Genomic DNA, 26,700 nt, shown 5'->3' with positions numbered 1-26,700 from the left:
AGCTTCAATAGCAATATTGGTTCGTGAGGCAAGGAAAAAACGAAAAATAATTATAAAGCCTCAAAAGAGGCTTTTTTTATATAATGAACAATAAGCAGGAGAACTGTATGTCTCAATTAGTTGAACTGGTGAATAATGCCAAATCCGCTATTGAAGGTGCTAATGACATTAATGCGATCGAACAGATACGTGTAGAATATTTTGGTAAAAAAGGTTACTTTACCATGCAAATGGCTTCTTTACGTGATGTTCCTGCCGATGAACGTCCCGCAGTCGGTCAAAAAATCAATGATGCTAAGCAAATAGTCGTTGAATTATTAAATCAAAAACGTCAACTTTTAGAGCGTCAGGCTCTTGATGCAAAATTAGCCAACGAAACCATCGATATCTCATTACCGGGTAAAACACTTGAATTAGGTGGATTACATCCCGTCACCAAAACAATAAATCGTTTGGTTGAATTTTTTGGTGAACTAGGCTTTGTTGTTGAAACAGGGCCTGAAATTGAAGATGATTATCATAACTTTGATGCGCTTAATATCCCATCTCATCATCCTGCTCGTGCAGATCATGATACCTTTTGGTTTGATGCAAATCGTTTACTAAGAACACAAACTTCCACTGTTCAAATTAGAACAATGGAAACACAAAAACCACCCATTCGAATCATTGCTCCAGGTCGAACTTATCGCAATGACTATGATCAAACTCACACACCAATGTTCCATCAAATGGAAGGCTTATTGATTGATAAAGATATTAGCTTTACTCATTTGAAAGGGCTATTGCATGATTTTCTTCACTGCTTTTTTGAAGATGATATGGAAATTCGTTTTCGACCTGGTTACTTTCCATTTACTGAACCGTCAGCCGAAGTTGATATCAAAGCGAAAAATGGTAAATGGCTCGAAGTTCTAGGTTGTGGTATGGTCCACCCAAATGTATTGCGTAATGTCGGTATCGATCCTGATGTTTATAATGGGTTTGCTTTTGGTATGGGAATCGAAAGATTAACCATGTTACGTTACGGTGTCACTGATTTGCGTTCATTTTTTGAAAATGACTTACGTTTCTTAAAGCAATTTAATTAATTCTGGAGATCAAAACATGAAATTTAGTGAAAGTTGGCTACGTGAATGGATCAATCCAGAAATAAGTAGCGATACACTAGCCGATCAATTAACTATGGCTGGATTAGAAGTTGATGATATCGAAAAAGTCGCTGGTGATTTTTCGGGGGTTGTTGTTGGAAAAGTAGTCGAATGCAAACAGCACCCTAATGCCGATAAACTACGCGTAACAAAAGTCGATATTGGTAAATCTGAATTATTAGATATTGTCTGTGGTGCACCTAATTGCCGTCAAGGATTAATGGTTGCTTGTGCAACTGTTGGGGCTGTTTTACCAGGAGATTTCAAAATTAAATCAGCAAAACTGCGGGGTGAACCTTCAGAAGGAATGTTGTGTTCTTATTCCGAACTAGGTATTGCTGATGATCATAATGGTATTATTGAGTTACCTGAAGATGCTCCTTTAGGACAAGATATTCGAGAATATTTAAATCTTAACGATGTTATGATTGATATTAGTGTTACACCTAATCGAGCTGATTGTTTTGGTATTGTTGGTGTTGCTCGTGATATTTCAGCAGTTAACAATATACCAATGAAAGCGCTTAAAGTAGCAAACGTACCGGCGTCAATTTCCGATACCGTCTCAATTCAAATAGATGTACCAAAAGCAGCTCCTCGCTACTTAGGAAGAGTGATCAAAAACATCAATATCGAAGCAGCTACGCCAGTATGGATGAAAGAAAAGTTGCGTCGTGGTGGAATTCGTTCAGTTGATGCCGTTGTAGATATTACTAATTATGTATTACTGGAACTTGGTCATCCAATGCATGCGTTTGATTTAGCTCAAATCGAAAAAGGGATTGTTGTTCGTTATGCACATAAAGATGAAAAACTCATATTATTAAATGGTAATGAAGTTAAATTAAATGATAGTACGCTTGTCATTGCTGATCAGCAAAAAGTACTCGCGATGGCAGGTATTATGGGCGGTGAAAAATCAAGTGTCACAACGTCAACCAAAGATATTTTTCTAGAATCAGCGTTCTTTACTCCATTAGCTATTACCGGTAAAGCACGTGAATATGGTTTGCATACTGAAGCTTCACATCGTTATGAGCGCGGAGTCGATCCTGCTTTACAAAATGTTGCAATGGAAAGAGCAACTCAATTAATTATTGAAATTTGTGGTGGTGAGGTAGGTCCGGTTGTTAATATTACTAACCAAGAACACTTGCCAAAACAAGCAACCATTCAATTACACCGTTCTAAAATAGATCGCATTATCGGTTATAAAATTGAAACGCAAAAAATAATTGATATTCTTGAAAGATTAGGATGTAACGTCTCATTCAAAAATGAGATTTGGACCGTTGAAGCACCGAGTTGGCGATTTGACTTACAAATAGAAGAAGATTTAGTTGAAGAAGTAGCCCGTATTTATGGCTATAACAATATTCCTAATGCGAATATGAAAATTGAATCAATTATGAAGCCGAAACCAGAAAGTCATATAGCGTTAAAACGAATTAAAGACTTATTGGTTGATCGTGGTTATCAAGAAGCCGTTACATATAGCTTTGTTGATCCAAAAATTCAAAGTCTTCTTCACCCTGAGCAAATTGCAATAACACTGCCAAACCCAATTTCAAGTGAAATGTCTGTAATGCGCTTATCGCTTTGGTCTGGATTATTAGATGCGGTGATGTACAATCAAAACCGTCAACAATCGCGTATTCGTCTTTTTGAAACTGGTTTACGTTTTGTTCCCGATCAAGGTTGTGAATTTGGCGTTCGTCAAGAACTCATGTTATCAGGCGTTGTCACCGGTAACTTATATGAAGATCATTGGGCATTGCCTAAACGAAATATCGATTTTTATGATTTAAAAGGGGACATAGAATCTATTTTGGCCCTTTTAGGTTGTAGTGAAACCGTTGAGTTTAAAAAAGCTGACATCAATGCATTACACCCAGGACAAAGTGCAGTCTTGTATCTAAATAATGAAATTATTGGTTATTTTGGCGTTTTGCATCCAGAAATCGAAAAAAAATTATCTTTAAATAGTAAATCGCTTGTTTTTGAAATAAATTTAGCTAAAATTAGCGATAAGAAGGTACCTGTTGCTCAAGACCTATCGAAGTATCCGTCAAATAAACGAGATATAGCTATTGTCGTCTCAAATACAATTCCAGCAGCAGATATTATAGCTGAGTGTAAACGTGCTGGCGGTGAGCAACTTATTAAAGTCAATTTGTTTGATGTTTATCAAGGTGATAACATTAATCAAGATCAAAAAAGCCTTGCTATCAGTTTGATTTTACAAGACAAATCACGTACACTTGAAGAAGAAGATATAACAAACATTGTAAGCAAATGTGTCACAGCCTTACAAATTCGTTTTAAAGCCCTATTAAGAGAATAATAACTATGACATTAACTAAAGCTGATATTGCAGATCGTCTTGCCGAGAAATTTAATATAGATCGCCAAGAAGCTAAAGTCCTTGTTGAACTTTTTTTTGAAGAGATTCGAGTGGCTTTAGAAAAAGGGGAACCAGTTAAATTATCCGGTTTTGGTAATTTTGCTATAAGAGATAAAAATTCACGCCCAGGTCGTAATCCAAAAACAGGGGAAAGTGTAGACATTTCAGCTCGTCGAGTTGTCACATTTAGACCGGGGATAAAATTTAGAGAACGAATTGAGAAAAATTTAGTTATCAATCACTAAATTAATCTCTTTCATCCATTAATCACATAGCCTTTCTTCAGTTGTAAAGCGGAAAGGCTATTTTCTTTTTTAATAAAGTAGTTGTATTATTTTCCCAAATAACGCATAATAACGCCTCTTCTATGGAGGCTCTATGGGTCCTCTTGCAACGTTTTTTTGCTCATCAGGTCAGGTCCGGAAGGAAGCAGCCAAAGTAAAAAGTATGTGTGTGGGATGCGGCTGATAGGGTCTCCTCCATAAAATTTCAATCTACAGTAATCATGAATAAATCCTCAATTACCTCCCTAAATAACTGATTAATCTATCATCAAATAATCTTTATTTTTTAATTTGAACATATACATGGTTGTGACGAGAATATTTTTTTGAGATCATATAATTAATCTAATTATCCAATAATTGGAAATGCCGATAAAAGATTTTAATTTTATAAAACAAGAGAGAAATATTTATGATGCGAGTTGGACTATTTATTTTAACTAACTTAGCTGTGATGTTTGTATTTGGTATTATTTTAAGCATACTGGGTGTTGATTCTCATAGCACATTAGGCTTACTTATTTTTGCTGCTATTTTTGGTTTTGGCGGTGCTTTCATTTCGCTATTTATGTCTAAAAGCATGGCGTTACGATCTGTAAATGGTCAGATTATTACACAACCACGCAACCAACAAGAGCAATGGTTACTTGATGTTGTTGGTAGACAAGCAAGAGCTCTTAACCTTAAAATGCCAGATGTTGCTATTTATCAGGCTACAGATATGAATGCTTTTGCTACAGGTGCAACAAAAAATAGTTCATTAATTGCGGTTAGCTCAGGTTTATTGAATAATATGACTCAAGATGAAGCGGAAGCCGTATTGGGGCATGAAATGAGTCATATAGCTAATGGTGATATGGTTACCATGACTCTACTTCAAGGCGTACTAAATACCTTTGTTATTTTTATTGCTAGAATCTTAGCGTCTGTTGCATCTCAAGCCATGTCCGATAGAGAAAGAGATAGTTCACCACTTGTCTATTATATTGTTGTTATGGTTTTTGAAACAATTTTTGGTATTCTTGCTAGTTTAATTGCTATGTGGTTTTCTCGCTATCGGGAATTTCATGCAGATGCAGGCTCAGCCAAATTGGTCGGAGCAACAAAAATGATTGCAGCATTAGAAAAATTAAAAGTAAGTTATGAGCCTCAAGAAGAAGCTTCCATTATGGCTTTTTGTATAAATGGTGAAAAAAAGGTGAAATTTTCAGAATTATTTATGTCGCATCCACCATTAGAAAAACGGATCGATGCCTTAAGAAATGGTTCATATAACCGTTAATTTTAAATCCTTTATTTAATCTTATATTGTCTTGACAAGTGTTATGATAATCACTATAACACTTGTCAATTCCATACCTGCTAAACCTGAGTTTGTGAGATAGTTAAATGTTGCATCAAAAAGCGACCTACAATAAATTAGAATTACTTAGCCCAGCTAAAAATATTGAAATTGCCAAACAAGCTATAATGCATGGTGCTGATGCAGTATATATAGGTGGACCGAGTTTTGGTGCTAGACATAATGCTGGTAATTCAGTTAGTGATATTGCTCAATTAGTTGAATTTGCTCATCACTATTATGCAAAAGTTTTTGTGACTCTAAATACCATATTGCATGATAATGAACTTGAAGCTGCAAGACAGCTTATTTGGCAATTTTATGATGCAGGTGTCGATGCATTGATTGTGCAAGATATGGGCATATTGAATATGGATATTCCTCCGATTGATTTACATGCCAGCACTCAAATGGATATAAGAACACCTGAAAAAGCTAAATTTTTATCTGAAGTTGGGTTTTCGCAAATTGTACTTGCTCGAGAGTTAAATTTAATTGAAATTGCTAAAATTTATGAACAAATAGATGCAAAAATAGAATTTTTTATTCATGGTGCACTTTGTGTTGCATTTTCTGGGCAGTGTTATATTTCTCATGCTCAAACAGGGCGTAGTGCTAATCGTGGTGATTGTTCTCAAGCATGCCGATTACCTTTTACTTTAAAAGATGATAAAGGTCGAATTGTTGCTTACGAAAAACATCTTTTATCTATGAAAGATAATAATCAATCAAATAATTTACGAGAATTAATCAGCGCAGGTGTGCGATCATTCAAAATAGAAGGGCGTTATAAAGATCTAAGTTATGTAAAAAATATTACAGCGTTTTATCGTCAAAAATTAGACCAAATCTTATGTGAGTCTCCTGATTTATCTCCAGAATCAAGCGGTAAAACTGAGTTCTTTTTTACTCCCGATCCGAATCGAACTTTCCATCGAGGTAGTACCGATTATTTTGTTCATGGTCGAAAACCGGATATAGGGGCTTTTGACTCACCAAAATTTATTGGCTTATCCATAGGTGAAATTACAAAAGTTACATCAAAAACGATAGAGATCAAAACAGATAAATTATTAACTAACGGTGATGGTTTGAATGTTTTAATCAAACGTGAAATTCATGGTTTTAGAGCTGATAAAGTAGAAAAAATTGCAGTTGGTCAATATCGAATTTTCCCGAATGAAATTCCTAAAGCGCTGTTTTCGGTGAAATTACCTTATTTAGTTAATCGAAATTTAGATCATATTTGGCAGAAAAATTTACTTAAACAATCAAGTGATCGGCGTATAGCTGTTTCATTTGAATTAAGTAATCAAGATGATGGTATTATACTTTCGGCTAAAAGCGAAGAGGGCGTTTGCGCTACATTAGAGCTAAATAGCGTATTTGCTATTGCCGATCAACCTGATAAAGCAATTAACAATATTCGTGATAATCTTTCAAAACTTGGTCAAACTATCTATTATTTAATTGATTGTAAAATCAATTTATCAAAAGTCTATTTTATTCCCAGCAGCCAACTTAACCAATTTAGACGAGATATTATCGCAAAATTAACCACAGAACGACTAAAAAATTATTGTCGACAAAAGCGCAAACCTGAATTAATACCAAAGCCAATGTATCCTGAAAATCAGTTATCGTTTTTGGCCAATGTTTATAATCTTAAAGCGAGAGAATTTTACACTCAGCATGGGGTTGAATTAATTGAAAGTGCTTATGAAGCTCACCAAATTAAAGACGATGCACCATTAATGATAACTAAACATTGTTTACGTTTTGCATTTAATTTATGTCCTAAACAAGCTAAAGGTATACAAGGTGTTAAAACTAAAGTTACACCAATGAAGCTTATTCAAAATAATGAGGAATTACTGTTAAAATTTAATTGTAAAGCGTGTGAAATGCAAGTTTGGGGGAAAATAAAAAATCATATTCTAAAAATGCCATTACCCGGTAGTGAGGTCATTTTACTGACTGAAAATAGCTAAATTGTAAATTGGTTAATGATTTTTAACATTTTTAGCATTTAACTGTGCAAAACTTCTTAGTCAAGTTTAGTAAGGTAACAACAAAGCAGTAGTTCGTAATAACTATTAATATTTAACATAATATACATTATGCAAACTTTAACTTATTGATTATTAACGGTATTTTATATTGATTGGTGATTTAACTAAAATAAAATTAGTGATAATTCAACGAGATTTACATTATTACCATTCTTAAAATCAAAGGGAAGTGATGACAATAAAACTAATATTGTTGTTTGAGAAGACATAGAAAGATTAGTAACGCTTATACTGATTATTTTTTACTCATCTAATTAACGTATTGATTTAGATCATGAATTAAATTTTATACACAGTGTTATTTACATTTTATGTGAATAATTGCACCGTATTGCTATTGTCAATCGCTTATAAGCGAATTTTCATTAAAACTGGCGGGGCTACTGCATTGTCACAACAACCATATAGACATCAGGGTTCGTTCTGTGATTCTGTTTTGATAAAAATTAGTAGCTCAGTGTTAAGAATGTCGGGCAATCCATCACTGTGGGGGCGTATAGAAAATCTATTTGGGTTACGTACTGTTGATAGTTGCGTTGATGTTTTCAATCAAATTTTGAATGATTTGAATTTGCCACAGTTTCCAAAATGCACAAAATTAATGTTTCGGAGTCCAAATGGTTCCAAAATTGAAAATTTTTCCGATAGAGCAATAATAAAAGAACTTCATATTACATCTAATCGTATGGTTGGTAATGGTAATGTTCAGGATTATTTAGCAGGTTTATCTACTCAAAATTATCGTTATAGTGTTCCTAGATTACATAGTAACGGTCAGTCGGTCAAAGCAAGGTAACGCTCATCTAATCTATCCTACGGTTTATAACAAATCTCACGAACTAGAATTACATAGTTTAACAAAAATAAAAAGCAAATTTGGTGAAAATTCAAATTAATTCAGTTACTTAAATAGAATAATAGAGTATTGTAAACAAAATGGCGTAGTGAGATTTGAACAGAAATTGAAATCCCGATTTTTAAAACGAGAAAATTTACATTATTGGGGATTATCAGACTATACACGATTAAATGAATTACATAATGAATTTTTAAACTTAGATAAAAAGTTATCGGTGAGTGCTATGGATTTTGAAACGATTAGTGATCAGCTTATTAGACTGGGTGTTGTAGAAACAATGCGATCTGCAAATATAACAGCGATGTATGCCGTTCAGTGGATGTGTGGACAAACTTTTGATTTTAGTAAATCGCAAGTAAAAATTCATAGTTCACGATTAATAAAAATCGGTATCGATATTGCACTGCGTTTTAATTTATCTAAATTTTGTCCAGTTGCTATACGTGAAATTAGAAAAGTTGTAGTTGCAGATTGTCCGATTCCAGATTGGTATCAAATGCCGCAAATTTTTAAATTAGCGTCATGAATCTGTCAGTTAAATTACTAAAATTCATCTACGTTTATATCGGTACGCATAATGTATATTATGTTAAATTGATTAAATTGTTATTTTATTATTTATATCTCATTTGAATGTTAAAATTGTTGTTGTTTTAAATTATGGGCCTTGAGTTTTGATCATAAAATGTTGCGTATATAATCCTATTTATTATAGCTTTTGAGTCTACAACTTCTCACCTACTTTGGCTTTAAATTTAAGTTAGCCTGAAGCTCACCAAAATTTAGATTTGACCTTATTGGATTTAATTAGGCGCTTTTAAACGAATTTATCATTTATTTTGTTCTTTTTTAACATATAAAAAAATAATGGCTAACTGTTATATATTGTTTTATTGTAAAATATGCGATTATTATCAATTATCGAATTGGAATTAATCCTTTTAATAAAATATGCAAAGTAACTATAAGCCATTACGTTCCAAAAGTTATTCAGTCCCTTGTGAATTATGTAGTGTAGGTTCATTATGTATTCCTATGTTAGTCAATAACAAATTGCATACAGTTTTAGATCGTAAATGTTCTTATACCAAAGATCAGATTTTGATAGAAGAAAATGCCCCTTTTACTAAATTTTATATTATTCATTCGGGTGCTTTAAAAACTTATATCACCACAGCTGATGGTAATGAACATATTAATGGGTTTTATTTACCTGGCGACATTGTTGGTTTAGATTCTATTTCAACAAAAGTATATAACTATACCATCAAGGCCTTAAATAATGTTGCCGTTTGTGAACTTAATTATGAAGAATTAATGTCACTCATTGAAGTCAATAAAACCGTTAGAGATATGATATTCAAGTTGTTAAGTACGGATATCTATAATTATCAGAAATTATTATTATGCTATTCCCAGAAAAAAGCGGATGAAAGATTAGCATTTTTTATTTATTCTCTATATAAACGCTATGAAAAACGAGGCCATACATCTTTAAATATAAAGTTATCAATGAGCCGGACTGATATCGCTAATTATTTAGGTTTGACCATTGAAACTGTTAGTAGAATTTTGTCTAAGTTTCAAGAACAAGACATATTATCAGTAAAAGGAAAGTATATTTTTATCAAAAATTTAAATGCTCTAATTGTTTTGGGAAAGTAATTTATTTCATGATAAAATATTTAAAAAAGTTCATTTTAAGGTTTAATAACTATGATAAGTTTAAAGAAAACTCTTATAGCAGCAACTGTTGCCATTATGCCAATAAGTTCATTTGCTGCACAACAATTAACTGAAGAACAAGCTAAAAATTTGCAATCATTTAAACAAATCACTGTTCGTGGCGCTTTTTACACTGATAGTGATTATGTAATGGCAATGTCTAAAGCAGCAGATAAAGAAGGAGCAGCTGCTTTTTTTATTACAACAACAAATATTAGCCCCTCAAATGATACACTACGTATTGTTTATGCTAAATTATATAAAGCAGACGCACCTAAATTAGATGAGCCAGCTGAAAACCTTCGTAAATTTGAAGGTGTTTATGAATATCCTAAGTCTAAAGCAATTCGATTAGAACCTTTTAATATTGTTAGAATTCGTGGTTACTTCCCTAATGATTATGATGTGAATCAGGCGATTGCAAAAGAAGCCTCCGCTCAGGGTGCTTATGCATTTTATATTGACTCACGATCAGAACTTGGTAGTAATTTACAAGTCGCTGCGTATTTATTTAAAAAAGATGCACCAGAACGAAAATTACAACCTGAAAATGCTATTCCATATGATTCCGAAGCTGGGCAACTGGCCTTAGCACAAGGTGGTGAAGCTGCAATGCAAGTTGAAAAACCGGGCTATTATTCACCATCAGCATTTAACGAAAAATTCTATGCCGAAAAATTCCACAATAAAGTTATTGATAAAACCACTAAACCTAGCAATGTCAGCACGGTGAGTGGTACATCAACAACAGAAGCGGCAACCGCAGATACAGCAAATACACCACAACGAGCAAGTCGTTACACTGTCACTCTTCCTGATGGACGTAAAATTCAAGAACTTAATGATGCAACTGCGGCGAAAATGGTTGCATATGATACCGTGAAGTTTAGAGGATATTATCCAACCGATCAAGAAATCTCGTATCAAGCGGGTAAACGTGCTATTGATGCTGGCGCTAAATATTATCATATTGCTCGCATCGCTCAGGATGCTAACGGACCAAATATTACAGTATTTGTCGATCTCTATCGATAATCACAGTATTGGGCGCATTGGCGCCCTACTTTTTCAACTACTCCTACCTTAATTTAAATCAGATTTGACAACACTCATATTTAAATTCAACACCATAAAAAGTTATATTATGGACAATAGCTTAAAAAAATTATAATTCCGATTTAACTAATTCAATCTGTTGCTTTACTCGTTTTGCAGAAATTGGGTACGGTGTACCTAGCTGCTGAGCGAAGAGATTAACTCTCAACTCTTCAATCATCCAACGTATATCTGTTACATTATCTTGCAATCTTTCATTTTCAGGCAAAGTAGTTAGCCAACTTTCATATTGATTTTTAACTTCTTCAATAATGTTCATGGCTTGCCTATCTTTATTTAGATTAACTGTTAATTTTTCGATACGTTTTTCGATTGCAGTTAAATAGCGATAGAGATCAGACAATTTTTTATAACCTGTTTTAGATACAAATCCTTTATAAACCAGCCCATCAATTTGTTGTTTTATATCTGATAGTGCAAAAGCTAAAGACAAATCAACACGCCCTTTTAGCTTTTTATTAATACTAAAATGCAAAGTTAAAATTGATTCAACTTGCTTGGCAATATGATAAACGTATTCATTCACATTAGCTTTGGTATAATTCAATAATTGCTGGTATTGTTCTTGGTTTTGAACAAATTGATTATTTTTGTCTATCAACTCATCAATTGCACAAGCAATACAATCATCAATTAAACTTAATACAGTGCCAAACGAATTAAAATAAAGACCTAACTTAGACTTATTGGGTAATTTTTCATGTAAATATTTTATTGGTGAGGGAATATTTAACAGCAATAAACGTCTTAGTCCCAATTTACTTAATCGTTGTTGTTCTTCATAACTATCAACCAGATTTATACTTACCGATGTCTGATTATCAATGATTGCAGGATAAGCTTTAATCGTATAATTTTTTTGTTGTTCCTCATAAATAGTGGGTAGTGAACCAAAATTCCAATCGATAATATTCTTTTTTTCTATTGAATCAGTTTTTTTAGTATTTATATTCGATAGAGCATGCTGTATTTGTGCTTTAAGTTGTTCTTTAAGGTGAACCAAATCTTTACCTGTTGCTAATTCTTTATTATTGATATCAATAATAGCAAAAGTCATTTTTAAATAATCAGGAACTTGATTTAACTGCCAGTCTTCATTGAGTATTGTTACACCTGTCATTTTTTTAAATTCATTTTGTAAACTTTCTAATAAAGGAATATCAGTTGAACTGACCCTACTTAAGAACGCTTCGGCATAATTTGGTGCGGGAACCAGACTTTTACGTAGTGATTTGGGTAATGACTTGATTAATGCTATAACCAATTCTTTCCTAAACCCTGGCACTTGCCATTCAAATCCTCTATTTTTAATTTGATTAAGTGCATCGATAGGAATTTTAACTGTGACACCGTCACGTTTGTTACCAATATCAAAATGATAACTTAATGGTAATTTGAAGTTGCCCTGTTGCCAAAAATCAGGAAACTCATTAAGGTTAACTTGTTGAGCACTATGATTGATCAACATATTTTTTTCAAAATTCAGCAAATCCGGATCTGACTTTTGTTTTTGTTTCCACCATGAATCAAAATGCTTGGCCGAAATAACAGATTGATCAATTCTATGATTATAAAAATCAAATAATTCTTGATCATCAATTAAAATATCTTGACGACGTGACTTATGTTCTAAATCTTCGACTTCTTTGATCAGCTTTTGGTTTTGTATAAAAAATCGATAACTTGTTTGCCAATCGCCTTCTACCAGTGCATGCCTAATAAATAAAGTTCGGCTTAAATCAGGATCGATTTTGCTATAGTTGATGACTCTATTGATTACAATTGGCAAACCAAATAATGTTGCCTTTTCATTAGCTATAGCAACCCCTTGTTTTTTCGACCATCTAGGCTCACTATAGCTATACTTAAGCAAATGTTTAGCTAAAGGCTCGATCCATTCAACATCGATTTTTGCCACTATCCTACCCCACAAACGACTGGTTTCGACAAGTTCGCTTGCAATACACCACTTAGGCTGATTTTTAAATAATGTTGAATTAGGAAACAAAGCAAATTTAATATTACGAGCACCTATATATTCGTGCTTTTCCAGTTCTTTCATACCAATATGTGATAGTAAGCCGCTTAATAATGCTAGATGTACAGAACGATAATCAGCAGGTTGACTATTTATTGGAAAAGCTAATTGCTTGATTGTTTGTCTAATTTGAGTATAGACATCTTGCCATTCTCGAATACGAAGGTAATTTAAATACTCTTTTTGACACAAGCGTCGAAATTGATTCCCTGAAAGTTGATTTTGCTGTTCATCAATATAATGCCATAAATTAATGAAAGAAATAAAATCCGATTGCTTATCGATAAAACGTCTATGTTTCTCATCGGACGCTTGCTGTTTATCTAAAGGTCGCTCTCTCGGATCTTGAATAGATAAGGCAGCAGTAATAATCATTATTTCTTTAATGCAACCAAATCGTCTTGCTTCAACCAACATTCTTGCTAATCTTGGATCAATTGGCAGTTGTGCCAACATTTTTCCTATTTCGGTCAAACGATATTGATGATGATGAGCCTCGATTGCACCGAGTTCCTCTAATAATCGAATCCCATCACGAATATATTTAGAGTCCGGTGCTTGAACAAATGGAAAGGCAGCGATATCACCCAATCCTAAGGACGTCATTTGCAAAATAACAGAGGCCAGATTAGTACGCAAAATTTCTGGTTCGGTAAATTCTGGGCGTGATAAAAAATCTTGTTCATCATATAAACGAATACATATCCCATCAGAGGTACGACCACAACGCCCTTTTCGTTGATTAGCGGATGCTTGCGAAATCGGCTCGATAGGTAAGCGTTGAACTTTAGTTCTATAACTATAACGGCTTATTCTTGCTAAACCCGGATCGATAACATACTTAATTCCAGGTAAAGTTAATGATGTTTCAGCCACATTGGTTGAAAGAATAATGCGTCGCTTAGTATGCGATTGGAAAATACGATTTTGTTCAGAAGCAGATAACCTAGCATACAACGGTAATATATCAGTATGACGTAAATTAAGTTTATTTAACGTATCGGCAAGATCACGAATCTCACGTTCACCTGTTAAAAACACCAAAATATCGCCATGACTTTCAGCAGACAGCTCATCAATTGCATCAACGATAGGTTGAAAATCACTACTACTTTCGTTGTCATTATCTGAATCACGACTTGCTACTTGAGGACGATATCTCACCTCAACAGGATATGTTCTTCCTGATACTTCAATAATTGGTGCACAATTAAAATGCTGAGAAAATCGCTCAACATCTATCGTTGCAGAAGTAATAATGACTTTTAAGTCAGGGCGTTTAGGTAATAATTGTTTTAAATAGCCAAGAATAAAATCGATATTTAAACTGCGTTCATGTGCTTCATCAATAATAATGGTGTCATAGTTTAATAGTAATTTATCTTGTTGTATTTCGGCCAGCAAAATACCATCAGTCATTAATTTGATTAAAGTATTATCACTAACATGATCTGAGAATCTAACTTTATAGCCGACTAATTGCCCTATTTCAGTGTTTAACTCTTCCGCAATACGATTAGCAACTGAACGAGCAGCTAATCGTCTAGGTTGAGTATGTCCAATAAACCCCTTGACACCTAAACCAAGCTCTAAGCAAATTTTTGGAATTTGTGTGGTTTTACCTGATCCTGTTTCACCTGCAATAATTACAACTTGATGATTTTTTATAGCTTGATAAATTGCCTGTTTTTTTTCAACAACAGGTAAATGTTGAGGATAACTAATTTGCTTGGGCAAAGATTGCAATTTAGTTTGGTAATGATCAACAGCTTGCAAAATAGCAGCATCAATTTTTAATGAATCAGCTTTGGTGCGTGACAGTTTTATTATTTTTTGTTTATCACTTAAAGTCGTTGATTCTAGAAGTTTGAATTGTTGTTGAGATAACATAAAGTGTCAAGTATATTAGTAAACAATTATAATTGTGTCATTATAGCAAAATTTACTTATTATTAGGAGTTGGTATGAAAAAAACGATTGGCTATCTCTCTTTGCTCACAGCTTTGTTTACTTTATCTGGATGTGGGGAGTCAGGCAAAATTAAAGATACAGATTTAATGCATCATCATTTTGTGTTGATTAAAGCTAATGGTCAAGATGTTGCTTTAGATAAACAAGCCGACTTAGAATTTGGTGAAAAGATGACGATAACAGGGAAAATGTGCAACCAATTTTCTGGTCAGGTTACGTTAAAAAATGATGAAATTAAAGGTGTTGGCGTTGCTATGACAAAAATGCTTTGTAATGATGACCAACTAGATAAGTTGGATATTGTGATAGATCAACTAATTACTAATGGTGCGAAAGTTGAATTGACAAATAATCAACTTATTTTGAAAAATAAAGATAACGAACTTATCTATCAAGTCAAAGAATTGATGTGACACAACCCCTTTAGTTTACCTTAAAACACTTGACCTATTTAATTTTACATGATGTTTTAAGGTAACTAAGTTGTACAAAGATAAGACACATATCACGATAAAAAGCTTTATTTTAACGATAGTTAAGAATATAATGACCACAGTTTTTTAAGGGTCACACTTTGATGAAAATAATCAATTCTTCAAATAATTTATTTAAATTGAGTAACCATATTGCAGTTACCCATTTCCCTTTACCTATCATTCCCATCAATGTACTGACATTGATTTTTTTTTGTTTAAAAACAGTTTATTTAAAATTTTAACTTCAACCTTAACAACTAGTAGATAATATTATGAAAAAGACAAAAATTGTTTGCACCATTGGTCCTAAATCTGAATCAAAAGAGATGTTAGCAAAATTATTAAAAGCAGGCATGAATGTTATGCGTTTAAACTTCTCTCATGGTGATTATGAAGAGCATGGTAATCGAATCAAAAATTTACGAGAAGTAATGCAAGAAACAGGTTTAAAAGCCGCTATCATGCTAGATACCAAAGGTCCAGAAATTCGTACCATTAAATTAGAAGGTGGTAATGATGTTTCACTTGTGGCGGGTCAAACTTTTACCTTCACCACTGATGAGACCGTCATTGGTAATGCAGAGCGTGTAGCCGTAACTTATAAAGGCTTTGCACATGACTTGAAACCAGGTAATCGCGTTTTAGTCGATGATGGCTTAATTGCCATGGATGTAAAAGAAATTAAAGGAAACGAAGTTATTTGTACTGTTTTGAATAATGGTGATTTAGGTGAAAACAAAGGTATTAATTTACCAGGCGTTTCTATTAAATTACCTGCTCTAGCCGAAAAAGACAAAAATGACCTTATTTTTGGTTGTGAGCAAGGTGTTGACTTTATTGCAGCTTCATTCATTCGTAAGCGTTCTGATGTAGAAGATATTAGAGCTCACTTAAAAACTCATGGTGGAGAAGATATTAAAATTATCTCTAAAATTGAAAACCAAGAAGGGTTAGATAATTTTGATGAAATTTTAGAAGCTTCCGATGGTATCATGGTTGCACGTGGTGACTTAGGTGTTGAAATCGCTGTTGAAGAAGTTATTTTCGCCCAAAAAATGATGATTAAAAAATGTAATAGAGCATCAAAACCTGTAATCACTGCAACACAAATGCTTGATTCAATGATCAAAAATCCTCGCCCTACTCGTGCTGAAGCGGGTGATGTCGCAAATGCAATTATTGATGGAACTGATGCGGTAATGCTATCTGGTGAAAGTGCTAAAGGTAAATACCCATTAGAAACCGTCAACGTCATGGCAACTATTTGTAAACGTACCGATGGCACGATTCCTGCTTCGTTAGAATTAACTGCTAAAGAAGAAAAATTACGTATTACAGCAGCTGTATGTTGTGGTGCGGTTGAAATTGCAGAGCGTCTAAATGTACCATTAATCGTTGTGGCAACACGTAGTGGTAAATCAGCACGTGAAGTTCGTCATTATTTCCCTAGAGCACGTATTTTAGCACTGTCTTCTAGCCAAAAAACAGTGAATCAATTAGCCCTATCGAAAGGTGTTGAACCAATCTTAATTGATACAATTAATTCTACTGATGATTTCTACCGTTTAGGTAAAGAAATGGCAGTAAAAGTTTGCGGTTTACAGCAAGGTGATACTATTGTCATGGTATCAGGTGCATTGGTACCAAGTGGAACAACTAATACGACTTCTGTACATCGTATTTAATCCACTTAAAGGTTATCAACTTAATTATAAAAAGCTAGCTAGATGCTAGCTTTTTTTTTATCTTAAGTTATCCTGTTATCATTAAAATTAATAAATTGTAAGAGATAAAAAATGCCAGAAGAGAAAGTATATACACCTAAAGAACTGAGTTGGTTATCCTTTAATCAACGAGTCTTACAAGAAGCAGCGGATAAAAACAATCCCCTGATTGAAAGAATTCGATTTTTAGGCATATATTCGAGTAATCTTGATGAATTTTATAAAGTACAATTTGCTAATTTAAAAAAATATGTGTTAATTGAACAAGAACAAGCCCAAACCTCATCCAACGCAAAACAGTTGTTACGACAAGTTAATCAAAAAGTGATTCAATTAGAACAACAGTTCGATCAGCTCTATAATGAATTATTACTTGAAATGGCAAGAAATCAGATCTTTTTGATTAATGAAAGGCAATTAACCTCATATCAAGAAAATTGGATAAAAAATTATTATAAACAGAATTTACGTCAGTACATTACGCCAATTTTGTTAGATAGTCATACTGAATTAATTCAATTTTTAAAAGACGATCATGCTTATTTAGCGGTTGAAATTATTTGTGAAACTAGCATAAGTTATGCGTTACTCGAATTACCGACAGACAATGTGTCACGTTTTGTTTTACTTCCGTCCGAAGTTTCAACCAAAAATAAATCAATCATATTTTTAGATAACATTTTACGTTATTGCTTATCTGAAATTTTTAAAGTATTTTTTGATGCCAAGGAACTTAATGCTTACTCAATCAATATTAATCGTGATGCCGAGTATGAATTGAATACTGAATTAGATAGCTTACTTGAGCTCATGTCACAAGGATTAAAGCAACGTTTAACCGCTCAACCAGTGCGATTTACTTATCAAAAAGACATGCCTAAAGCACTATTTGAATTATTGATAAATAAATTAAGATTAACTGAACAAGATGCAATGCCTGGTGGACGTTACCCTAATTTTAAGGATTTAGTCAAATTTCCAGATCTTGGCGTAAAAAATTTGTTGAATAAACGATTGCCAAGCCTTGCATATAATCGATTTAAAAAATTCAGAAATGCTTTTGCTGCTATCAAAGACCGCGATGTTCTACTTTACTACCCTTATTATTCATTTGGCCATGTACTTGAAATTATGCGTCAAGCTTCTTTTGATCCAGCAGTAACACATATTCGAATGAATATTTATCGCGTAGCGAAAGATTCTCGTTTTATTCATGCAGCAATTAATGCAGCTAACAATGGTAAGAAAGTCACAGTAGTTGTTGAGTTACAAGCACGTTTTGATGAAGAAGCAAACATTAAATGGGCTAAAAGATTAATTAGTAGTGGAATTAAAGTTATTTATTCACAACCAAAATTAAAAATTCATGCGAAATTATTTTTAATTGATCGTAAAGAAAATGACGAAATTGTTCGATATGCCCATATTGGCTCTGGTAATTTTAATGAAAGAACGGCTAGAATTTATACTGATTTTTCACTACTTACCGCCGATCCCGCTATAACAGATGAAGTGAGAAAAGTTTTCAATTTTATTGAAAATCCATTTAAACCCGTCTCTTTCAATTATCTGCTTGTTTCGCCTCAAAACACACGCTTGCGATTCCATGAATTTATTGAACGAGAAATCAATCATGCAAAATCAGGAAAAAATGCTGCTATTTATCTAAAACTTAATGCAATAACCGATAAAGAGATGATCGATGCACTTTACCGTGCTTCATGTGCGGGAGTCAAAATTAGGATGATCGTACGTGGAACTTGCGTTTTAGTTCCACAAATTGCAAATCTCAGTGAAAATATTTATGTAACAAGTATTGTGGATCAGTTTTTAGAACATGCTCGGGTTTATATCTTTGAAAATGAGGGTAAAAAAGATACATTCATCTCTTCTGCTGACTGGATGCCAAGAAATCTGGATAACCGTATAGAAGTCGGCGTTAAAATTTTCGATCCGATTTTAAGATCAACTATCCACGATATTTTTAATATTCAATGTAATGATAATGTTAAAGCCCGTGTAATTGATAAAGATAATATGAATAATTATGTACAACGAGGCAATAAGAAAAAAATTAGAGCTCAACATGCAATTTATGATTATTTAAAACAATTAGAAACACATGAATAAGGAATTCAAACAGTGAATAAATTCAATGAATATGCGGTTCTTGACCTGGGGTCAAATAGTTTTCATATGGTTATTGCGCGCTGTATTGATGGTGCTACTCAAATTATTTATAAAAATAAAAAAAATATTCATTTAGCGACAGGCTTAAATGATAAAAATGAGCTAAGTGAATCAAGTATTAGTCGTGGTGTGGAATGCCTTGCTTTATTTGCAGAACGGTTAAATGGTTTTCCCGTTGAAAACGTGAGAATTGTTGCCACACATACGTTACGTATTGCTAAAAATAGACAAAAGTTTTTAACTGCGGCAGCCAAAGTTTTACCCTATCCTGTTGAAATTATCTCTGGTCAAGAAGAAGCGCGTTTGATTTATTTAGGCGCCATGAGCTCTGAATCTACCTCTGAATTTGATACTAAATTTGTTATTGATATTGGTGGAGGATCGACAGAGATCGCTATTGGTAAAGGCAATGATCTAAAACCCTCGATAGTAGCCAGTCGTCCTATGGGATGTGTTACTTATACTAAACAATTTTTTCCAGATAAGATAATTGATAAAACTTCATTTCAACGAGCAAAACTCGCAGCAACGCAGCAAATTGAAAATATTATAAATACGATAAAAAAACAAAATATCAGTGTCGCTTTTGGTACATCAGGTACAATTAAAAGCATATATAAAATATTACTTGATATTGGTGTTAGCGACGGAATTATCACACCAAAACGTTTGGACGACTTAGTTAGCTATGTCCTAGAATTTAAATCTTTTCAAGATATCGATTTTCCTTCCCTTTCAGATGAACGAAAAAAAGTGTTTGTCAGTGGTTTAGCAATATTTAGCGGTATTTTTGATGCGCTAGAATTACAAGCATTGCACTATTGTCCTTTTGCACTACGTGAAGGTGTTTTATATGAGCTAATTGATGGCCCCAATTATCGTGATATTAGAGAAACGACAGCAGAATCACTATCGCAACACTATAATATTGATGAGCGTCATGCAAAACAAATTGTAAAAACGTCAAAACATCTGTTTTCACAATGGAAAAAGCAAGCCTTAATGACTATACCTACCAATGTTGAAGCAATTTTATATTGGGCGGCACAGTTGCACGAAGTTGGATTAAAAATTAATTTCTCTTCGATCCATAAACATTCAAGTTATATACTGCAAAATAGCAATCTACCTGGATTTAATGAAGAACAGCAATTACTATTATCGACGCTGGTGCGCTACCACAGAAAGTCAATTAATATTGATGATTTACCTTATTTTAGCCTTTTTGAATATAAACATATTGTATCATTGTTACAAATTTTAAGACTTTCGATTCTAATTAATAATCAACGCAATAATGATCTTAATGTAGAGGCTTTTCGTTTAAAGCTTATAAAAGATAAGCTAACCCATATCATCTTAGAAGTTGATCAACAATTCATTGAAAATAATAAGCTTATATTACTTGATTTAGAACAAGAGCAAAAATATTGGAAATCGGTTAATGATTGGCATTTATCTATTGAAACGTTTTAAAAAATAAACCCTGTTACTTACCGCCAGATATGACTGGCGGTAACAATATAACGTGATTAACCTAATCCAATTATCTTCCACCATAAAATACCAATGGTAAAGACAATAATTAAATTCACAACACTACATATAAAGCCAACTTTCCACCATGTTTTTACTGGGACAAAACCTTCAGCAAAGAGTAATGGATTTCTAGCATTTGCAAATTGTGTGATTGAACCAAAGTAATTAGTACAAATCACAAGAGCAAAAATAGCTATCATTTGTGGTACGCCCAGTGCAATAGCAACCGATAGAAAAACAGGGAATAAGGCTGCAATATGTGCATTTCCACTTGCAAAAAAGTAGTGTAAATAAACATAAGCCACACATAAAATGATTATCACAAATACCCAGCTACTATCACCTAAATGACCTTTTACTGCATTACCAATGGTGTCACCTAACCACTTAGTTACACCAAGTTTATTAACTTGGCCGGCCATCATCAATAATGCCGCAAACCAAATTAAAGTATCCCATGCTGCTTTCTCTCCTTTTATATCATCCCAACTAAGTACACCGGATAAAATCAAAATAGACAAGCCGATAAATGCAGTCGTTGTTGAATCAATACCAAAATTACTGCCAAAAATCCAAAGGCATAATAGTAATATAACAGTACAGCCCATGATAATTTCTTTTTTTGAAACCGCACCCATTTTTTTTAGTTCTTCAACAGCTAAGGTTGGCGCCTCTGGCGTTTTTTTCAGTTCAGGGTTAGTTAAAAAATAGATAACTAATGGAATAACAATAAACGAAACTAAACAAGGTACAATCGCGGCTACAAACCATTGTCCCCATCCTAAAGTGATACCTAGTGACGTTGTCACTAATTTAGCTGCCAACAAATTTCCCGTAAAAGCTGTTAAAAACATAGCAGAAGTGATGTCGTTAACATGGCTAATAGTTAACATCAAAAAAGTACCAATGCGGTTTCTTGATTCATCTTTTGGGTTAGAATTAAAATTAATTGCCAATGCTTCAGCTATTGGATATATAACGCCTCCTGCTCTAGCCGTCGTACTTGGAATAGCCGGCGCTAAAGCCATATCTGTTACCGATAAACCATACGCTAAACCAAGTGTATTTTTACCTAAAATTTTAACAAGATAGTAAGCAATGCGTCTACTCAGTCCAGTTTTAATAAATCCACGCGCAATCATAAAAGCAATAACAATAAGCCAAATTAGGCTACTATTTAATTCACTTAACGATATTTTTATCGATTCTGCCGCAGACATAGCCCCTGAAGGTCTTAATACTGCAAAAACCGTAATGGCCAATAAACCAATGGCACCTATAGGCATAATTTCAGCAACAATACAGGCAATGGTTGCGACAAAAATAATACTTGTTCGCCACCCTTCTATACTAATACCTTGCGGGGGGGATACCAATAACCATAATACTGCTGATAGCGCAGCAATAATTATCAAAGGTAACCATTTTACTGGCGGCTTATTTATTGTATTCATGGGATTTTTCCTTTTTTAATTTTAAAATTTCATGATCTAATTCTTAATAAACATTAAATTCAGCATTCAATAATCATTTCAATTAAGGCATTAACGCATTACATATTGATGATTCGTTAGTTCGAAAGCAAAATTATGGGGATTAGCTAACTTTATCGTTTTATTTTTTAATAAAAAAATTGCTGATAAATTGCGGTGTTTTTGTAAATATTCATTAGCACGCTCATAGCCTAATCCATATAAAAGCGTTGAAAATAAATCCCCTTCAAGGGACGTATCAGAAATGATTGTGATACTTTCTAATTCGTTATTCAAAGGATACCCCGTTGAAGAATCCAGAATATGATGATAGAGAGTATCTTTGTGTACAAAATAGCGTTCATATATACCTGAGGTTACAACAGATTTGTTTATTACTTTCAGAAAACCGACTAATTCATTATTGTTGGAGAAAGGTTTTCTTAATCCTATATGCCAAAAACCCTCGGCATTTGCTGGTGATTGATTTAAAGCCACAACATTGCCGCCTAAATTGATAATCGCTTGATTGATTCCATTTTGTAGCAAAATGGCTTTTACAATATCGGCAATATAGCCTTTTGCGATAGCGCCCATATCAATTTCCATGCCTTTTTTTTTCAAAAAAACTGTTTGATCTTCAACATTGAGTTCAATATCTTGTGGATCGATTAATAAGCGTTTTTCGTCAATTTGTTGTTGGCTGGGTGGAAATCTGCCATTAAATCCTATTTTCCATAACTTAACTAATGGCCCAATAGCGACATTAAAACAGCTACCAGGCATTAAACTGACATCTTTAGCTTGTGCAATTAAGGAAAAAATACTATGACTCACTTTAACAGGTTGTTGACCCGCAGCCAAATTAATAGACATCACCTCAGATATAGAGCGATTAACGGTTAACTTACTTTCAAGCATTTTTATTAATTCAAATATTTTATAAGCAACGATTTCATTAGGTTCACAGAGTATTAATGAAACTCTTGTTCCTAATAAATTTTGCACATATTCATAGCTTGAATTAACCATGCTAAATATACCCTAAGTATAAAAACAATCACTGATGAATATAATCTGTTGCTATTTTTCCAGCTTGCATACCAAATATGATAATATCAGCAACAGCATTTCCACCTATTCGATTCGCTCCGTGTACGCCACCAACAACCTCACCAGCAGCAAATACACCATCGATAACGTGATGTTCGACATCTAATACCTGCGTTTGGGTATTTATCGTTACGCCCCCCATGGTATGATGTACACCGGGTGCAATTTTTATTGCATAAAATGGCGCAGTATTAATAGGATGACGCATACCTGTTGTTCGTCCAAAATCTTCATCGTGTTGATTTGAAACAAATTGATTATAACGTTCAATGGTTTTAGTTAATGAATCAACATTAATTGATAATTTTTGAGCTAATTCATTAATGGTGCTAGCTTGAATAACCAAATCATGCGATACATATTCTTCAACAGACTTGTTTTCATCACGCACTTTTTGATCAAATAAAATATAAGCATAGTGTTGAGGCAAATTGATGATCTCGGCAGACACTTTATCTCGTGTATCCAATTCATTAACAAAACGCTCACCATTTTGTGATACTAAAATTGCACCGCCACCTCGAATAGATTCTGAAATAAGATAAGATGTTGTTTGTTCAACAGTTGGATGAATTTGGATTTCTTTCATATCCACTGTCCCTGCACCAAGTTTTTCTAAAATCATAATTCCTGAACCGGTAGCACCTTTATGGTTAGTTGTCACAAATCCTTTAAGATCTGGACGATATTTTTCGACCATTTCACGATTTGCACTAAAGCCACCCGTTGCAATTATTACCGCTTTAGCTTTTATGGTTTGAATAGTTCCATCGTCATCAACAGCTTTAATACCCTTCACTTTATTATTTTCGGTAATAATCTCAGTTACATTCGTGTCTAATAAAACTTCAATGCCTCGTTTGTTAATGTTCTTAACTAAACCACTAATCAAAAATCCTCCTACAGCGGCCCCACTCTCAGGTCGATGGGTACGATCAACACTCATGCCACCAGTTGTTGTAATACCACTAAGTTCAATACCATTATTACCCAACCAATCAATAGCTTCAGGTGCATTTTCAACAAAATAGTGCAATAATTCTGGGTTATTTTTATTTTTACCGCCAATCATCGTCTCTTTATAAAAAAGTTCTTTACTATCGACAATACCTTTTAGTTTTTGGAACTTAGTTTCTGCCGCATTCATTCCGGCTGAAGCTTTATTGGTATTACCACCAATAACAGACATTTTTTCAACAATCACAACATTTGCGCCTAAATCATGAGCTCGAATAGCTGCTGCAAGTCCTGCTCCACCACTACCAACGACAACAATATCATAAGCTTTATCATTTGGATCACCGCCTTCAGCCACTATCGCAGCTTTATTGGATTTAGCCATAGCTTTGGTTACCGCTTTTTTAAATGCTTCACATTGCGATGTTGCGCCAGAAATAGCATCGACAAAAGGACTATTGGCTTCAATGATGCGATGTTTAATTTCGGAAAAATGAGTTAAAACTTCATTATCAAACTCATTAGCATTAACTAATTGCATATCTTTGATAAAATCTTTGGCCAATTCTACATTAATGACAAATTCATATGATTCATCGTTAACTTTCTCTTGGTAATCACCTGGTTTAAATTTTTTTACACTTAAATTAACATCTCGAATTAAACTTTCAACCAAAGAGAAATGCCATAAAGGCTCTGGAATCTTAAGCGCTTCTCGCTTATCACTGTTGATAACTAGCTCAAGTTTTTCACCTTTTTCAATTCTGCTTACCCAATCAGGATATGCAATACAAGCTCGTCCAACTGCAACTAAATCATAACCGTTTTCTAACGCGGCATCGACATCGGTTTGATTTACTACGTTTCCCACACCTACAACAGGAATTTTTGCTAATGTTTTAGAACGCATTGCAACATATTTTCGAATTAATGGTGTAGGATCTTGGGTATCGACAATAGACGGTCTAAGAATTGCTCCCATTGAAAAATGAATGTAATCCAATCCTTTTTCAGCCAATTTCTCAAGTAGATACATCGTGTCATCAAAACGAATGCCAGGAACTTCTAATTCTTCAGGTGAAAAACGATAACCAATAATGAAATTAGAATTTGCGTATTGTTTAACCATGCTATGAGTAATATCTAAAATGGCTAAAGGAAATCTTGTTCGATTATCACGGCTTCCACCCCATTTATCATTTCGTTGATTTGAATTAGGTGAATAAAACTGTTGTATTAAATAAGTATTAGCACCATGGATTTCTACACCATCAAATCCAGCCTGAATAGCACGCCGCACAGCTTGACCAAACTTATCAATCATATGCTCAACTTCATCACCTGTTAATTCAATTGGGGTTACAGCACCAGGTCTTGGCGCGGCAACGGCACTCGGACCGACAGGAAGCTGACCACCGATTAATTTAGGTTCGACCATTCGACCGCCATGATAAACCTGTATAATAGCTTTCGATCCTTTGGATTTGATCGCCTCAGCTATTTTGGCTAATCCTTCAATTTTATCGTCACTATCTAAACCAATAGCACCAGGAAAAGCCAAACCTTTATCATCAACAAAACCACATTCAACAATAATAGTGCCTATATCACCCGATCTAGCTTGATAATATTCAATTAAATCATGCGTTACTGATCCTTCATGAAAACCTGAACAAGTAGTCATTGGTGCCATCATTATGCGATTTTTTAATTCAACACCATTGGGTAAAATGAATGGTTTAAAAGTATTTTCGTTTCTCATCGTTAGTTACCTAATAATTACTTAAATTGATTTGTTACTGGTAATAATACCATTGCTGATAACTGTTCTCCAATTACAATGGCCTGATCAGTTAGGTTAGTATCATTTTTGCGACAAAAATTATTCAATTTTATTAATGGATTATAAAAGCTTACCATTCAGAATAATTAGAAATTGCTTTTTTTTGACAGTTAAATAGTTAGCGTAGTGTATGTAATTTAATTATTTGTCTCAAAAAAAACACTATAACTATTTCATTTACTTAGATATTTTTTATTATTTTTGGCTTGTGCTTTATTTTAATTCAGCTACAATGCCGAACAACTCATATAAAAAGGAATGTATAAATGTTAGTGGTCCAGATACCCAAACAGAACGAAAAACTAAATCTTCATTCTTTTTTATTTACAATTATTAATCCTCCTTTATGGAGGATTTTTTATTTTAAGCATCTCTCAAATTTATTTTCCTCAACCATTATAAACCAAATTGATTTTAAGAAAAC

At 33.6% G+C, this 26,700-nt stretch carries 16 protein-coding genes, 1 other RNA gene, 2 pseudogenes and 1 other annotated feature (1 of these 20 running past the window's edge); of the genes and pseudogenes, 15 read left to right on the top strand and 4 right to left on the bottom strand.

The window, feature by feature from the left end; genetic code table 11:
• Positions 1-80 (top strand) — a sequence feature (Phe leader region) (it extends 34 nt beyond the left edge of the window).
• A gap of 27 nt (positions 81-107) precedes the next feature.
• The 11 genes and pseudogenes from pheS to A9G03_RS12785 all read left to right on the top strand — a co-directional run.
• Positions 108-1,091: a phenylalanine--tRNA ligase subunit alpha gene (gene pheS / locus A9G03_RS00605; protein ID WP_065633608.1), complete on the top strand. Its 984-nt coding sequence runs from the start codon at positions 108-110 to the stop codon at positions 1,089-1,091.
• Positions 1,092-1,107: 16 nt separating this feature from the next.
• Positions 1,108-3,495, top strand: a complete 2,388-nt coding sequence (gene pheT / locus A9G03_RS00600; protein WP_065798120.1) for a phenylalanine--tRNA ligase subunit beta — start codon at positions 1,108-1,110, stop codon at positions 3,493-3,495.
• 5 nt (positions 3,496-3,500) lie between these two features.
• The gene (locus A9G03_RS00595; RefSeq protein ID WP_065633606.1) at positions 3,501-3,800 is read left to right on the top strand and encodes an integration host factor subunit alpha; all 300 of its coding nucleotides are present in this window, start codon (positions 3,501-3,503) and stop codon (positions 3,798-3,800) included.
• A 132-nt stretch (positions 3,801-3,932) separates the two neighbouring features.
• Positions 3,933-4,028, top strand: an RNA gene (gene ffs, locus A9G03_RS00590) — signal recognition particle sRNA small type.
• A 223-nt stretch (positions 4,029-4,251) separates the two neighbouring features.
• Positions 4,252-5,121 carry a protease HtpX gene (gene htpX, locus A9G03_RS00585; RefSeq protein ID WP_065798119.1) on the top strand — a complete coding sequence of 290 codons (870 nt, stop codon included), beginning with the start codon at positions 4,252-4,254 and terminating at the stop codon, positions 5,119-5,121.
• Between the two features lie 107 nt (positions 5,122-5,228).
• Entirely contained in the window at positions 5,229-7,172 is a 1,944-nt protein-coding gene (locus A9G03_RS00580) for a peptidase U32 family protein (protein WP_065798118.1), read from the top strand.
• Between the two features lie 469 nt (positions 7,173-7,641).
• Positions 7,642-8,049 (top strand): hypothetical protein, encoded by a 408-nt coding sequence (locus A9G03_RS12625; protein WP_218056823.1) that lies wholly within the window; start codon positions 7,642-7,644, stop codon positions 8,047-8,049.
• A 166-nt stretch (positions 8,050-8,215) separates the two neighbouring features.
• Positions 8,216-8,638 (top strand): phage/plasmid replication domain-containing protein, encoded by a 423-nt coding sequence (locus A9G03_RS12620; RefSeq protein ID WP_218837049.1) that lies wholly within the window; start codon positions 8,216-8,218, stop codon positions 8,636-8,638.
• A 425-nt stretch (positions 8,639-9,063) separates the two neighbouring features.
• The gene (locus A9G03_RS00570; RefSeq protein WP_065798117.1) at positions 9,064-9,777 is read left to right on the top strand and encodes a helix-turn-helix domain-containing protein; all 714 of its coding nucleotides are present in this window, start codon (positions 9,064-9,066) and stop codon (positions 9,775-9,777) included.
• Positions 9,778-9,828: 51 nt separating this feature from the next.
• Positions 9,829-10,341: pseudogene (locus tag A9G03_RS12790) on the top strand (YdgH/BhsA/McbA-like domain containing protein); the annotation flags it as partial.
• 45 nt (positions 10,342-10,386) lie between these two features.
• Positions 10,387-10,872, top strand: a pseudogene (locus A9G03_RS12785) (YdgH/BhsA/McbA-like domain containing protein); the annotation flags it as partial.
• Between the two features lie 130 nt (positions 10,873-11,002).
• Here A9G03_RS12785 and hrpA read toward each other — a convergent pair.
• Positions 11,003-14,881 carry an ATP-dependent RNA helicase HrpA gene (gene hrpA, locus A9G03_RS00560; protein ID WP_082209361.1) on the bottom strand — a complete coding sequence of 1,293 codons (3,879 nt, stop codon included), beginning with the start codon at positions 14,879-14,881 and terminating at the stop codon, positions 11,003-11,005.
• 74 nt (positions 14,882-14,955) lie between these two features.
• Here hrpA and A9G03_RS00555 point away from each other — a divergent pair, with 74 nt between their 5' ends.
• The 4 genes from A9G03_RS00555 to A9G03_RS00540 all read left to right on the top strand — a co-directional run bounded on the left by A9G03_RS00555 (position 14,956) and on the right by A9G03_RS00540 (position 20,828).
• Positions 14,956-15,375, top strand: a complete 420-nt coding sequence (locus tag A9G03_RS00555) for an META domain-containing protein (RefSeq protein ID WP_065633083.1) — start codon at positions 14,956-14,958, stop codon at positions 15,373-15,375.
• A 335-nt stretch (positions 15,376-15,710) separates the two neighbouring features.
• Positions 15,711-17,123 carry a pyruvate kinase PykF gene (gene pykF, locus A9G03_RS00550; RefSeq protein WP_065633084.1) on the top strand — a complete coding sequence of 471 codons (1,413 nt, stop codon included), beginning with the start codon at positions 15,711-15,713 and terminating at the stop codon, positions 17,121-17,123.
• 111 nt (positions 17,124-17,234) lie between these two features.
• On the top strand, positions 17,235-19,292 hold the full coding sequence (gene ppk1 / locus A9G03_RS00545; RefSeq protein ID WP_065633085.1) for a polyphosphate kinase 1: 2,058 nt from the start codon (positions 17,235-17,237) through the stop codon (positions 19,290-19,292).
• Between the two features lie 12 nt (positions 19,293-19,304).
• Entirely contained in the window at positions 19,305-20,828 is a 1,524-nt protein-coding gene (locus tag A9G03_RS00540; RefSeq protein WP_218837048.1) for a Ppx/GppA phosphatase family protein, read from the top strand.
• A gap of 56 nt (positions 20,829-20,884) precedes the next feature.
• On the opposite strand, the gene A9G03_RS00535 is transcribed toward A9G03_RS00540, so the two are convergent.
• From A9G03_RS00535 to A9G03_RS00525, 3 genes are all read right to left on the bottom strand, one after another.
• Entirely contained in the window at positions 20,885-22,345 is a 1,461-nt protein-coding gene (locus A9G03_RS00535; protein ID WP_065633087.1) for a DASS family sodium-coupled anion symporter, read from the bottom strand.
• Between the two features lie 90 nt (positions 22,346-22,435).
• The gene (locus A9G03_RS00530) at positions 22,436-23,395 is read right to left on the bottom strand and encodes an FAD:protein FMN transferase (protein ID WP_065798115.1); all 960 of its coding nucleotides are present in this window, start codon (positions 23,393-23,395) and stop codon (positions 22,436-22,438) included.
• Between the two features lie 28 nt (positions 23,396-23,423).
• Positions 23,424-26,195: a flavocytochrome c gene (locus tag A9G03_RS00525; RefSeq protein ID WP_065798114.1), complete on the bottom strand. Its 2,772-nt coding sequence runs from the start codon at positions 26,193-26,195 to the stop codon at positions 23,424-23,426.
• Positions 26,196-26,700 lie beyond the last annotated feature (505 nt).

Origin of the sequence: Gilliamella sp. wkB171, from assembly GCF_001693755.1 — a bacterium.
GTDB classification, from domain to species: Bacteria; Pseudomonadota; Gammaproteobacteria; order Enterobacterales; family Orbaceae; genus Gilliamella; species Gilliamella apicola_F.
This window is presented reverse-complemented; position numbering and strand designations above follow the sequence as displayed.

What these genes read in the sequence shown, in the direction of transcription:
- pheS (WP_065633608.1), top strand. Translation starts at nt 108, where the DNA reads ATGTCTCAATTAGTTGAACTGGTGAATAATGCCAAATCCGCTATTGAA.
- pheT (WP_065798120.1), top strand. Translation starts at nt 1,108, where the DNA reads ATGAAATTTAGTGAAAGTTGGCTACGTGAATGGATCAATCCAGAAATA.
- A9G03_RS00595 (WP_065633606.1), top strand. Translation starts at nt 3,501, where the DNA reads ATGACATTAACTAAAGCTGATATTGCAGATCGTCTTGCCGAGAAATTT.
- htpX (WP_065798119.1), top strand. Translation starts at nt 4,252, where the DNA reads ATGATGCGAGTTGGACTATTTATTTTAACTAACTTAGCTGTGATGTTT.
- A9G03_RS00580 (WP_065798118.1), top strand. Translation starts at nt 5,229, where the DNA reads ATGTTGCATCAAAAAGCGACCTACAATAAATTAGAATTACTTAGCCCA.
- A9G03_RS00570 (WP_065798117.1), top strand. Translation starts at nt 9,064, where the DNA reads ATGCAAAGTAACTATAAGCCATTACGTTCCAAAAGTTATTCAGTCCCT.
- hrpA (WP_082209361.1), bottom strand. Translation starts at nt 14,881, where the DNA reads ATGTTATCTCAACAACAATTCAAACTTCTAGAATCAACGACTTTAAGT.
- A9G03_RS00555 (WP_065633083.1), top strand. Translation starts at nt 14,956, where the DNA reads ATGAAAAAAACGATTGGCTATCTCTCTTTGCTCACAGCTTTGTTTACT.
- pykF (WP_065633084.1), top strand. Translation starts at nt 15,711, where the DNA reads ATGAAAAAGACAAAAATTGTTTGCACCATTGGTCCTAAATCTGAATCA.
- ppk1 (WP_065633085.1), top strand. Translation starts at nt 17,235, where the DNA reads ATGCCAGAAGAGAAAGTATATACACCTAAAGAACTGAGTTGGTTATCC.
- A9G03_RS00535 (WP_065633087.1), bottom strand. Translation starts at nt 22,345, where the DNA reads ATGAATACAATAAATAAGCCGCCAGTAAAATGGTTACCTTTGATAATT.
- A9G03_RS00530 (WP_065798115.1), bottom strand. Translation starts at nt 23,395, where the DNA reads ATGGTTAATTCAAGCTATGAATATGTGCAAAATTTATTAGGAACAAGA.
- A9G03_RS00525 (WP_065798114.1), bottom strand. Translation starts at nt 26,195, where the DNA reads ATGAGAAACGAAAATACTTTTAAACCATTCATTTTACCCAATGGTGTT.